This is a genomic window from Mycobacterium sp. OAE908 (assembly GCF_017872775.1).
Classification (GTDB): domain Bacteria; phylum Actinomycetota; class Actinomycetes; order Mycobacteriales; family Mycobacteriaceae; genus Mycobacterium.
Genome location: NZ_JAGGJL010000001.1, coordinates 1569555 through 1580847, shown reverse-complemented (window position 1 = coordinate 1580847; position 11293 = coordinate 1569555). Strand labels below are relative to the sequence as shown.

Annotated in this window: 12 protein-coding genes and 1 pseudogene; 3 read left to right on the top strand and 10 right to left on the bottom strand. The window is 65.4% G+C overall.

The annotated features are described in order from the left end of the window. Window positions 1–29 precede the first annotated feature (29 nt). From J3E61_RS07775 to J3E61_RS07765, 3 genes are read right to left on the bottom strand one after another with little or no spacing between them, the layout of a single operon-like run. On the bottom strand, window positions 30–425 hold the full coding sequence (locus J3E61_RS07775) for a GtrA family protein (RefSeq protein WP_210085470.1): 396 nt from the start codon (window positions 423–425) through the stop codon (window positions 30–32). Window positions 426–456: 31 nt separating this feature from the next. Beyond that, window positions 457–1119: a phosphatase PAP2 family protein gene (locus tag J3E61_RS07770; protein WP_210083173.1), complete on the bottom strand. Its 663-nt coding sequence runs from the start codon at window positions 1117–1119 to the stop codon at window positions 457–459. Window positions 1120–1162: 43 nt separating this feature from the next. After that, on the bottom strand, window positions 1163–2575 hold the full coding sequence (locus J3E61_RS07765) for a PLP-dependent aminotransferase family protein (protein WP_210083172.1): 1413 nt from the start codon (window positions 2573–2575) through the stop codon (window positions 1163–1165). Between the two features lie 48 nt (window positions 2576–2623). On the opposite strand from J3E61_RS07765, the gene J3E61_RS07760 reads away from it, so the two are divergent. Beyond that, window positions 2624–3091 (top strand): carboxymuconolactone decarboxylase family protein, encoded by a 468-nt coding sequence (locus J3E61_RS07760; protein ID WP_210083171.1) that lies wholly within the window; start codon window positions 2624–2626, stop codon window positions 3089–3091. 46 nt (window positions 3092–3137) lie between these two features. Then, window positions 3138–3529 (top strand): annotated as a pseudogene (locus tag J3E61_RS07755) (carboxymuconolactone decarboxylase family protein). A gap of 18 nt (window positions 3530–3547) precedes the next feature. Here the strand turns inward: J3E61_RS07755 and J3E61_RS07750 are convergent. Both J3E61_RS07750 and J3E61_RS07745 read right to left on the bottom strand, forming a co-directional pair. Beyond that, complete coding sequence (locus J3E61_RS07750; RefSeq protein ID WP_210083170.1) at window positions 3548–4927, bottom strand: HNH endonuclease; 1380 nt, start codon at window positions 4925–4927, stop codon at window positions 3548–3550. A gap of 89 nt (window positions 4928–5016) precedes the next feature. Further along, complete coding sequence (locus J3E61_RS07745) at window positions 5017–5631, bottom strand: TetR family transcriptional regulator (RefSeq protein WP_210083169.1); 615 nt, start codon at window positions 5629–5631, stop codon at window positions 5017–5019. Window positions 5632–5722: 91 nt separating this feature from the next. Between J3E61_RS07745 and J3E61_RS07740 the strand changes: the two genes are divergently transcribed. Next, entirely contained in the window at window positions 5723–6241 is a 519-nt protein-coding gene (locus J3E61_RS07740; RefSeq protein WP_210083168.1) for an isoprenylcysteine carboxylmethyltransferase family protein, read from the top strand. Here J3E61_RS07740 and J3E61_RS07735 read toward each other — a convergent pair. The 5 genes from J3E61_RS07735 to J3E61_RS07715 are packed head-to-tail and all read right to left on the bottom strand — an operon-like array spanning window position 6238 to window position 11246. After that, window positions 6238–7068 carry an ABC transporter permease gene (locus J3E61_RS07735; RefSeq protein WP_192724650.1) on the bottom strand — a complete coding sequence of 277 codons (831 nt, stop codon included), beginning with the start codon at window positions 7066–7068 and terminating at the stop codon, window positions 6238–6240. The genes J3E61_RS07740 and J3E61_RS07735 overlap by 4 nt on opposite strands. Continuing rightward, window positions 7065–7964 carry a glycosyltransferase family 2 protein gene (locus tag J3E61_RS07730; protein WP_210083167.1) on the bottom strand — a complete coding sequence of 300 codons (900 nt, stop codon included), beginning with the start codon at window positions 7962–7964 and terminating at the stop codon, window positions 7065–7067. The genes J3E61_RS07735 and J3E61_RS07730 overlap by 4 nt, the downstream gene beginning before the upstream one ends. Beyond that, window positions 7957–8757 (bottom strand): ATP-binding cassette domain-containing protein, encoded by an 801-nt coding sequence (locus J3E61_RS07725; RefSeq protein ID WP_192724648.1) that lies wholly within the window; start codon window positions 8755–8757, stop codon window positions 7957–7959. Before J3E61_RS07725 ends, J3E61_RS07730 begins: the two co-directional genes overlap by 8 nt. 5 nt (window positions 8758–8762) lie before the next feature. Beyond that, window positions 8763–9266 (bottom strand): DUF2587 domain-containing protein, encoded by a 504-nt coding sequence (locus J3E61_RS07720; RefSeq protein WP_192724647.1) that lies wholly within the window; start codon window positions 9264–9266, stop codon window positions 8763–8765. Between the two features lie 27 nt (window positions 9267–9293). Continuing rightward, window positions 9294–11246 carry a hypothetical protein gene (locus tag J3E61_RS07715; RefSeq protein WP_210083166.1) on the bottom strand — a complete coding sequence of 651 codons (1953 nt, stop codon included), beginning with the start codon at window positions 11244–11246 and terminating at the stop codon, window positions 9294–9296. Window positions 11247–11293 lie beyond the last annotated feature (47 nt).

Here is an 11293-nt window from a genome sequence, read left to right as displayed (position 1 = left end):
TGACGAGGGTACCGCCTGGCGTCTGGGGCTCAGCGCAGCCGGAATATGACCGCCCGCTGGACGATGAAGTTGATCACCGTCGCGGTGCCCTGGGCGATCACGAATGCCGCCGGCACACCCCACGACTTGTCGGCCCATGCCGTGTACAGGACATGGTTGATGCCCACCTGTACGACGAACGTGAGCGCGTAGAGCACGACGACGGCGATGAATCGGGCGGTGCTGGGGGGCGCTTGGAATGTCCAGCGTCGATTGATGACGTAGGCCGTAGTGGTGCCGGCAATAAAGCTTAGGATTTTGGCGAGGTCGCGCTGAAGGCCCAGTGCGTGCAACCCGACGTAGAGCCCGTAGTCGACGATCGCGGAGAATCCGCCGGTCACGATGAACCGCCACGCCTGGGTCTTCAGGGTCAGGTTCGGCGACATCGGGGGCTCGGCCACCCGGGCAGCGTAGCGATCAACCCTGGCCGGCTCGGGGTCTGGGCCGATCGGGCAACAGCGCGGCGCCGGCAAATACGGCGCTGCAACCGAGTAATACGCCACCAAGCGTGTCCGAGAACCAATGCACGCCGAGGTAGATGCGTGTCGCGGCCACGATCGCGGTGACGATCGCGATGCCCAGCCAAACGAGCAGATGTCGCGGCTTCGCGCCGCACGCAATGGCCACGATGCCGATCAGCGACAAGGCCGACGCCACGTGACCGGACGGAAAGGTGTGCTGCAGCCCGATTTGCATCTTCTCCACCAAGTGCGGGTGGGCGGCAGTGATCACCTGCTTTCCGACAGTGCTGCCAATCCCCACCAGACCCACCGTTGCGATCACAACGATGCCGGTCCAGAACGAGCGGCGCACGATGGCGCTGATCAGCGCTGCGACGAAGGTGGCAGGGATGATGAACGCCGGCGATCCGATCTGGGTCAACCTCTCCGCTAGCCGGGTCCGGTGGGGCGCGATGTGAGGCGGCACATGCCGAGCGATCGCGTCGTCGAGCCAGAGCGCGTCGCCGCCTTCGCGGATGTTGTACGCGACCGCGACAAGCAATGCGAAGAAGCACACCGAAGCCCCCAGGCACAGCAATGCGCGCAGCCACCGCGGAAACGGAGCCGGGGGATCGGTCACGGCGCGGCCCGCCGGATCTGGCGGCGCTGCGCGATCATGCCGACTACTTTGCCAGCCCGCTGGCCCGCAGCACGCCACACAGCGCATCGACTGCTGGACCGAACGCGTGCTCGGCGGGGGCGGCGAAGCCGACGATGATGCCGTCGCGGGCGGGAGTCTGCGGACCGGCGTGTGGGTGGCGCATCCGCGATAGGCCTTGCAGGGTGATGCCTGCCTCGCCGGACCGCCGCAGCACCTCTGGCTCGCTTCCGTCGGGCAGGGTCAGCAGCACGTTGACCCCCGCGGCCAGGCCGCTGATCCCGACGTCGAACCCGGCGAGCGCGTCAACGAGCGCGTCGCGACGCCTGCGGTAGCGCATACGCATCCTGCGGATGTGGCGGTCGTACTGGCCGCTGGTGATGAAGTCGGCCATCGTGAGCTGGTTGATGGCGTCGACGTAGAACTGTGCGCCGCCTGCGGCGTCGATCACCGGATCGACCAGTTCCTCGGGCAGCACCATCCAGCCGAGGCGCATCGTCTGCGCCATGCTCTTGCTGGTCGACCCCAGGTAGGCGACCCGTTGGGGGCACAGCGCTTGCAGGGCGCCGACCGGCTGGCGGTCGTAGCGGAACTCGCCGTCGTAGTCGTCGTCGAATATGTAGCCGTCGGTGCGCTGTGCCCATTCGATGACGGCGGTGCGCCGCGACGGGTGCAGCGGCATGCCCTGCGGATTGTGATGAGCGGGGGTGACCAGCACGGCCGACACATCCACGTCGTCGAGATCGCTTATCACAGCGCCGTTTTCGTCGAGGCCGATCGGTACTGTCGACACCCCGAGCGCGGTGATGGCATCGCGAAAGAAATGGAGTCCGTAGGCCTCGACGGCAATGGGGCTGCCGACCACGCGCGTCAACAATTCGACCGCATGTCTGACACCGGCGCAGATCACGATGGTCTCCGGTGATGTCCGCACGCCCCGCGCACGGGCAACGTATTCGGCGAGCGCGTCGCGGAGCTCGGGCCGTCCGCGGGGATCGCCCATCCGCAGCGCCTCGGTGGGGGCGTTGGTCAGGGCCCGGCGCGTGGCGGCGACCCATTGGGCGCGCGGAAACTCCGACACATCAGGCGATCCCGGCATCAGGTTGTGGTTCGGCACCACGCGAACGCCGCGCGGTGTGGCGGGGCCCCCGGTCGCGCCGACGCTGAGCACCCAGGTGCCCGCGCCCTGGCGCGATCCGAGCCAGCCTTCGGCGACCAGTTCGGCGTAAGCCTCCGCCACGGTGTTGCGGGCCAATCCGAGATCGGTGGCCAGGCTGCGCGACGGAGGCAGCATGGTGCCGGGGGCCAACCGGCCTGACCGTACGGCGTCGCGCAAGGCGCTGAGCAGCAGGTCGCGTACCCCGCGGGAGCCCGGGGTGATCGTCTGGCGCAGATCGAGGTGCAGATCGCGACTCCCCGAGTTGGCCCATGAATTCATAGCGGAATTGAACCATGTAGATGGGACTTTCGTCGTTAGCGTTGAGACATGACAACGACACTGGACAACCTGCCCACCACCCGCCTGAAGATCTACAAGACGTCGCCGGAGCTGTACGAGGCGATGATGGCGCTGAGCACCGCGGCTGCCAAGGATGTCGAGCCGGAGCTCGGCGAGCTGATCAAGATCCGTGCCTCGCAGATCAACCACTGCGCGTTCTGCCTCGACATGCACACCCGCGACGCGCGCAAGCATGGCGTGAGCGATCAGAAGCTGGACGTGCTGGCCGCCTGGCAGGAAGCGGGCGATTTGTACACCGAGCGTGAGCAGGCGGCGCTGGCGCTGACGGAAGCCGTCACCGAGCTGAGCAACGGCCACGTCTCCGATGAGGTGTATGCAAGGGCCGCAGCGGTTTTCACCGAACGCGAGCTCGGTCAGGTCATCGCGATGGCAGTCACCATCAATGCGTGGAACCGGATCAACGTGACGATAGGCCTCGAGCCCCCGCGCCGATGAGCCATCGCCTCACCTCAACGGGGTATCGCCGGAGGTCTACGAGGCGATGGTCACGCTGAGTGCCGCAGCGGCCAAGGATCTCGACCCGGATCTGGCCGAGCTGATCAAGATCCGCGCTTCGCAGATGAACCACTGCGCGTTCTGTCTGGCCATGCACAGTGTCGATGCACGCGGGCGTGGGATCAGTGAGCAGAAGCGGACCCTGCTGCCCGCTCGGAAAGAGGCCCAGGGCGTCTACACCGAGCGGGAGCAGGCGGCGCTGGCGTTGACCGAGGAGATGACCGATCTCACCGGCCCCTCGTCTCCGACGAGGTATACGCCCGCGCGGCCGCTGCATTCTCCGAGGGGGAACTGGGTCAGGTCATCGCAATGGCGCTAACGATCAACGCCTGGAACCGCATTGGCGTGACAACGCGCCTCCCACTGCGAAGGCTCTAACGCGGTCGCGCCAACCGCTTAGAAGGGTGGTGGGTCGGCTTGGTAGCGGGCGCGGTTTTGGGCGCGTTCGTAGTCGATGCGGTATTGGCGGTCTTGGGTTCGGGTGCGTTTGCGTTTGGGCATCGCTAGGTCGCGGTTCGGGTCCGGTGGTGGGCTGTTGGTCAGTTTTAATGCGCCGGTGGGGGTGGCGAGTTGGGGGAAGAACAGGGCCCCGGCCGGTGCGGTGGTGTAGGTGCGCCCGCGCGGTGAGGTCCACACGACGGTGCCATCCGGACGTTGGGAGTCGGCCCAGCCGCAGAACGTTTTGAGTAGATGATGAATCCGGCACTTCAAGCCGGTGTTGGACGGATGCGTCGGGCCGTGCGGGTAGGGCACGCTGTGGTCGATATCGCAACCCACCGCCTGTTGATCACACCCGGGGAACGTGCACGTCAGATCCCGGGACTGAATGAACCGCGTCAGTGCCGCCGACGGGCGGTAATGGGGTTCAGCGGCCAAGTCTTTCGCGGTGGGTACCGGGCGCACCGAGGCGCTGTTGGCCAACTCGGCCACCGTCGCCGCGGGCACCGCGCCGTAGCCGGGCAGATACCCCGGCTTGCTACTGGTGCCGTCGACAGTGGCGGCCTCGGCGATCACATTGATCACCAATGGACTCGAGGGCACCTCGGCGGTGGCGGGGCAGTCCGGGGCACCGCACAGACACGCCATGCAGGTGGCCCGCGCCGACAGCGGGCTCAGCGCATCGGTGCGACGCTGAGCGGTGGTGCGTGGATCATCCGGGCACACCGTGGCCGCTAGTTCGTCTAACGCGGTGTCGAAGACCGCGGCATCCGGGCCGCGGACCTGGCCATAGATTTCGGCGGTCCCGTTGGCGCCGGGGCGCACCGCGATATGGCGATCAGCATCGGCCTGGTTGGCGACCCGCACCGCCTCAGGGTCGGCGGCGATGACCATCCAGTCGACCAACTCGGCGACCCTCTCCCGGGACAGCTTGTTCCAGCCCGGCGCCTTGACCGCCAACTGCGCATCAACGCTCGCCAACGCGGCCTCATCAATGATCAAATCGGTGCGGTAAATGGCGGCCGCGATCACCCGCAAATCCACCTGCCCTGCGGCGAACACCGCGGCCAGTTTGGGCAGGCGTTCGATCAGGCTCTGCCCGTCGCTCATCTGCGACGACGCGCGTTTGCGGCTGATGCCCAACTGCGCGCTGATCTCCGCGGCGATCTGCTCCCAGCCATCGACTGCCCAGAAGTTGTGTTCATCGGTCTGCTCAGCGATCCGACGCACCGTGTACTGGCCGATGGCCAGCAACCGCTGAGCCGACGCGGCCCGCTCGACCTGCTGGGCATCACCCATCAGATCAAGCAACTCGCCATCACCACATCCTTCGAACACACCTCAATTCTTCCGAACCGGTCGTCAATTCGGCTCGGCGAGAAGCACTCTCGACGCCAACCTGTGGATGAATTCGAACCTGGGGATAACTACACCTCCGGGCCCAAAGATGTCGGACCCGTCAGGTACCGCTGCACGGTCGGACCCACCCACGCGACGAGCTCATCGATATCAGCGGACGCCATCGGTTCGATCTGCAGCTGATAACGCGCGAACGCCAACCCCATCAGATGCGAGGCGACCAATTCGACGCGCAGCACGGCGTCAGCGACACCGAACTCAGCCGCGACCCGTTCAGCGACTGGGCCTGCCAACGCGTCGTGAAGTAGCTTGCGCGCCAAGGGATGTACCGTCGCCGACCGCCACACGGTCAGTAGCGGCTCGAAGGTATCGCCTTCATCCCAGCGTTCGAGGAAGCGCCGGACAAGGCGCGTGCCGATCCCGTCTCGGCCCTGATCGTCGAGCAGTTCGGCCAATTGGTGCAGTGGGTGCTCTGGGATGTCGATGACGGCGGCGTTGAACAGGCCTTCCTTGTTATCGAAGAAGTAGTAGACCATCGCGACGTCAACGCCGGCGTCGGCGGCGATTCCGCGCACGGTCGCCTTCTCATAACCGTGCTTGAAGTGCTCGCGGGCCACCTCGATGATGCGCTGCTTGCTCTGCTGGCCCGTGCGCCATCGGCCCGTTCGCCGCAGTTCAGCCATGTCGAGCAGCGTACTTCAACGCCTGTTGACGTTTACCGAACTCCAAGCGTACCGTCTTCTTCAGCGACTGTTGAAGAAGGAGGCACCCGAAATGGCAAGACGACGGCTCTGGTGGCGGCATCTGCTTTCGGTACTGCTGGCACCGGCGATGATGACGGTCTTCATTCCGTGGGCGATCGCGTCGGCCACGGATACGCACGCCCCGGATCTGGGCACCGCCAAGGGCCTGACACTGGCCATCGCAGGCGCCGTACTGATCGCAGGCGGCCTGGCGATGTTGGTGTGGACTGTCGTGTTGTTCGACCGCGTCGGTGAGGGCACCCTGGCCATCGGGTCACCAACCAAACTGGTTGTCCGCGGCCCGTATCGACACGTCCGCAATCCGATGATGACGGGCGTGTTCTGCATTCAGCTCGGCACTGCGATCGCCACCGCGTCGCCGTGGCTGTTCGGCTGGTTCGCGTTCTTCTTCACCTGCGTGCTGATCGCGATTCGCGGGGTAGAAGAACCCCACCTACGCCGGCGGTTCGGCGCGGACTACGACGAATACGTGCGGCACGTGCCGCGGTGGATCCCGCAGCCCACCGCGTGGGAACCGAGCCGCGTCTAAACCCAGTACGGCACGCGCGCGCGAAACTGGCGCATGGCCAGCGCGGCGAACATCCACCCAATTACGGTCAGCACCACCACGATCACCCAGTGATGCAGTTCCTGATCGGCGCCCAGTAGTGGGGCCCGCACGATGTCGAGGTAGTGCAGTAGCGGGTTGAGTTCGACGATCCTGGCGTACGAACCCGCGCCCTGCTGCCGCAGCGTGGACTCGTTCCAGATGATCGGCGTCATGAAGAACAACAACTGCACAAGGCTGAACAACAGCGGGCTGATATCGCGATAGCGCGTGGCCAAGATGCCGAAGCAGATCGACACCCAAACCATGTTCAGCACGATCAGGCCAAGCGCGGGGATGACGGCAAGATCGGTCCATTTCCACGGTTTGGGAAAGATGATCGCGATGACGACGAAGATGATGATGTTGTGGGCGAACAGGATGACTTGGCGCCACACCAGCCGATAGACGTGCACGCTCAGCGGTGTCGGAAGTTGTTTGATGAGGCCCTCATTGGCGACGAACACCTCGGCGCCCTCGAGGATCGAGGCGTTGATCAGATTCCAGATGATCAGGCCCAGCGTCACGTAAGGAAGATGCTCGGCGAGCGGCAGCTTGAACAGTTTCGAGTACAGCAGGCCCATCGCGATCGCGGTAGCACCCGTCGCGATCGTGATCCAGAACGGGCCGAGCACCGAACGCCGGTACCGCTGCTTGATGTCCTGCCAGCCAAGGTGCAGCCACAGCTCACGCTTGCCGAATCCCGCGACGAGGTCGCCCCACGCGCGGTTCATCGTGCGCGACTGCGCCGCCGCATCGGTGAACGTCAAGAGCCAGGCCTTTCAAATCTCTCGCGACGACCCAAGCGCCGCAACCGAATCCACTCCCACAGGGCTGCCGGGTCACGCCGCGACACCAGGAAGTACCAGCCGAAGCGGATCCATTCCTGCGGCAACAGTTTCCGCATGCCAGGCTGCGACATCAGGTAACCACGGTTCCGATACGTGAAGAACCGCTTCGAGGCGTCGTCGGGGTACTGGGTGTGCATCCGGCCACCGAGGATCGGCTTGAACTCATCACTGCCGTGCGGATGCAGGTACACCGTGTTCAGGCAGGTGGCGAATGGCAGCCCGGACCGGACCAGACGGCGGTGCATCTCGACCTCGTCGCCCCGCACGAACAATCGAAGATCCGGAACCCCGATGGCCTCCAGCGTCGCTGCGCGAAACAGCGCGCCGTTGAACAACGACGCGATGCCGGGCAGCACATCTTCGGTGCCCGTGCTCAATTCACTGACCCATCGCCGCCACGCCAGGCCCCTGCGCAACGGAAACGCCAGTCGTCGCGGGTCATCCATGTCGCACACCATTGGCGACACCTCGGCCAGCCCGTACGTTTCAGCGCACGCCAGCAGCGTGGCCAGCACCTCGGAGTCGGCCGGACGGCCGTCGTCGTCGGCCAGCCATACCCAGTCCGCGCCAAGCGCCAGCGCGTGCAGTATGCCCAGCGCGAAACCGCCTGCGCCACCGAGGTTTCGGCGCGATCCGAGATAGGTTGACGCGACCGGCTGGCCGTCGACGATCTCGCGCACCCGAGGGTCGTCGTCGTTATCGACAACCACCAGGTGATCAGGTGCCCGGGTCTGGGCGGTAACCGCGTCAAGGGATTTCGCGAGTTCATCGGGTCGTCGATGCGTGACGACCACTGCGCATATCGACTCAGTCATGTGCACGTTCTCGGGCGTTCTCTTCCAACACCTCTCGTACGTGTCGGGCCGCGTCCTCACCCTCGTAGGCGCGCACGACGTCCTCGATGCCGCCGGTCATCTTGATGGTGCCGTGGTCGATCCACATCGCGGTCTTGCAGAGCCGGGCGAGAAATTCGTTGGAATGGCTTGCGAACACCAGGATTCCGGATCGCTCGACGAGACCTTGCAGTCGGGTCTGGGCCTTCTTGAGGAATTCGGCGTCCACAGCGCCGATACCCTCGTCGAGCAGCAGGATCTCGGGGTCGATGCTGGTGACCACACCCATCGCCAACCGCACCCGCATGCCGGTCGAGTAGGTGCGCAGCGGCATCGAAAGGTAGTCGCCGAGTTCGGTGAACTCCGCGATCTCATCGACCTTGGCCAGCATCTGCTTTCGCGTCTGACCGAGGAAAAGCCCGCGGATGATGATGTTCTCGAACCCAGAGATCTCCGGGTCCATCCCAACGCCGAGGTCGAACACGGGCGCCACCCTGCCCGTCACCGAAGCCACGCCGCGGGTCGGTTCGTAGATGCCGGACAGCAGCCGCAGCAGCGTCGACTTGCCTGCGCCGTTGTGTCCGACGAGACCAACTCGGTCGCCGAGTTCGAGCGACATCGTGATGTCACGCAACGCCTCGATGACAACGACATTGGATTCGTTGCGTCCGATCGCGCCGCCGGCCTTCCCCAGGAATGCCTTCTTCAGCGACCGCGTCTTGGCGTCGAAGATCGGGAACTCCACCCACGCGTTGTGGGTCTCGATGTGGACCACGTGACCTACAGGTACTGACCAGTCCCGCCGCCGCGCTGGCCGGGCACGCCCACGCCGGGCGGCAGCGCGCCCTGGCGCATCTGCTCCAACTGCTGACGGGCCGCCATCTGCTGGGCGAACAACGCGGTCTGGATGCCGTGGAACAACCCTTCGAGCCAGCCGACCAGCTGGGCCTGTGCGATCCGCAGTTCGGCATCGGACGGCACGCCGTCCTCGGTGAACGGCAGCGTGAGCCGCTCGAGCTCGTCGCGAAGTTCTGGCGCGAGCCCGTCCTCGAGCTCGCGAATGCTGGTGCGGTGGATGTCGCGCAGCCGGTTGCGGCTGGCGTCGTCCAGCGGTGCCGCGCGCACTTCCTCCAACAGCTGCTTGATCATCGTGCCGATCCGCATCACCTTGGCAGGCTGCTCAACCAGATCGGTCAACGACTTGCCGTCGGCATCGTCATCGGACATCGCGCGGGGTTCGCCGCCGATGATTTCGATGTTGTCGTCGTCGGGATTGGCCGTCATTTTTCCTCTCCGGTCTTCTGCTCTTCGCTAGTGCTCAATGCCGCGCCACTCGTAGATGCGGGCCTCGCCGTTGTCGTAGATCTTCTCCCACGACCGTGACCTATCTAGCGACACTAGTCCGTCGGGCATCACGAACCCGCGGACCACCGGTGTGCTGGTGACCACGTACCGGATGTTGAGCGCCTTGACCGCCTCGGCAACGCGCGGGTCGGTGTCGGCGTCATCGGCATAGGCCCAGATGATGAACCGGTGAAAGCCCGGGCCCTGCTGAACCGGATAGTCGTAGTGCGTCCACAGCGGATGCAGGTCGGCGACGGCGTACATCCACGCGGTGCCGTCGGTGTTCGCATCGGCGATCAGGGTGTCATGCGCGCCCGGCAGCGTGGCCAGATACGCCCATGCCTGCAGGTCCTTGGCATCGACCATCACCCGGTCGTACTTCTCGCCGAACAGAAATTGGGCCCGCGGTAGATACGCGAGCCCGATGCCGATGCTGACGGCCACACAGATGGTGGCCGTCGCCGCGTGCCAGGCCCGTTGGTCGCCGCCCTTGACCACCCGGTGCGCCCCTGCGACGACAAACGACGCCAGCGTGAACACGGCTATGCCGACCGCCCCGTACAGCAGCATCGTGATGACCCCCGACAGCCGGCGGGGATCGCTGTAGAACAGGTCGGCGAACTTTCCGATGATCGGGCCGACCGGTCCCAGCCGAAACGGCGCCGACGAGTGCACGATGGCCACGACCAGCAGGCACCAGATTGCCAGCGGCCACCACACCCTCCGCACGATCAGCACGATCGCTCCGACGGCCGCCAGGATGATCAGCACCCACTGGATAGGGAAGTCGTTGAGGTGACGGGTGTGCTGCACAACGGCGTCGAATAGGCCCCGCTTCTTACCCTCGTGGGTGACGAACGCGTGCCCGACGATGATCTCTGCCTGCTGCAGCACGCCGAGAAACTGTGGCAGCAACAGCACCACGGTTGGGGCGGCGATGAGCAACAGGTTGACGAAGTCGGCCACGCGGCCGCGGACCGGCCGCCACAGCGCGTCGAAAAGCCACCAGGCGGCCACGAACAGAACCGTCACCACTCCGCCGGTGATGTGCACGGAGAACACACCGAGCAGCGCCAGCACTGCGAGCGGCATGCGATCCCGGTGTCGCAGCGACGACACCACCAACACCATCGTCGGGATCGCGATGCCGTAGGCGGCGAGGTTGGGCATAGACGCAACGTCGAACTCGATGTAGGGCAGCGCGGTGAACGATGCCGACAGCGCCGCTGCGGTGGCAGCGGCGCCCGCCGTACGCCATGCGTCGGTGCGGGTGCGCAGCATCCGCCACGTCAGCGCCGCGGCGCTGACCGGAAACAACCAGATCGAGGCGGCCAGTGAACTCAGCGTGTAGGCGGTGGTGGGTGCCGAACCGGTGAGCTGACTGAACACCGCCGCGAGAGCGTGAAATGTCGACGGGTAGTACAGCGCTTCGCGCGTCTCGACGTTGCGCAACTCGCCCATGTGCGTCGGCGAGGCCTGGCCGGTGTCGACGATGAAGCGAATCGTGTTGGCGTGCCACACCGAATCCCAGTTACTCGGAATGGACTGCCAGTTCGGCATCCCCCGAACCGCTGCCAACGCGATCAGCAAGGCGCCCACCAGGACGCCTGCCGCCACCACCAGTGCGGGTCCGCGGGCGACCGCCAGGGCCTCGGCATCGACGTCGCGAACACGGCCGAGCACGATCCGCAAACACCACGCAATACCCGTAACGATCGCCAGAGCAAACAGTGCCGTCCATCCGTTCCACGGGACGCCAAGTGCGCCAAACGGAACGATGGCCAACGCCACTGTGCCGTAGGTCAGTGCAGGACCGACTACGACCGCGGCCGGCCAAGTTAGCCGGCCAACACGTGCGACGACTGCCCCGGGGATCACCAGCAACAACAGTGCAATTAGCACTCCGAACCCCAAGCTCACTGCACTAGTATGGCTGCCCAGGTGACTCGGTCCGGGCACGGCATGGG

What these genes read in the sequence shown, in the direction of transcription:
- J3E61_RS07765 (WP_210083172.1), bottom strand. Translation starts at nt 2,575, where the DNA reads ATGAATTCATGGGCCAACTCGGGGAGTCGCGATCTGCACCTCGATCTG.
- J3E61_RS07775 (WP_210085470.1), bottom strand. Translation starts at nt 425, where the DNA reads ATGTCGCCGAACCTGACCCTGAAGACCCAGGCGTGGCGGTTCATCGTG.
- J3E61_RS07740 (WP_210083168.1), top strand. Translation starts at nt 5,723, where the DNA reads ATGGCAAGACGACGGCTCTGGTGGCGGCATCTGCTTTCGGTACTGCTG.
- J3E61_RS07760 (WP_210083171.1), top strand. Translation starts at nt 2,624, where the DNA reads ATGACAACGACACTGGACAACCTGCCCACCACCCGCCTGAAGATCTAC.
- J3E61_RS07730 (WP_210083167.1), bottom strand. Translation starts at nt 7,964, where the DNA reads ATGACTGAGTCGATATGCGCAGTGGTCGTCACGCATCGACGACCCGAT.
- J3E61_RS07720 (WP_192724647.1), bottom strand. Translation starts at nt 9,266, where the DNA reads ATGACGGCCAATCCCGACGACGACAACATCGAAATCATCGGCGGCGAA.
- J3E61_RS07745 (WP_210083169.1), bottom strand. Translation starts at nt 5,631, where the DNA reads ATGGCTGAACTGCGGCGAACGGGCCGATGGCGCACGGGCCAGCAGAGC.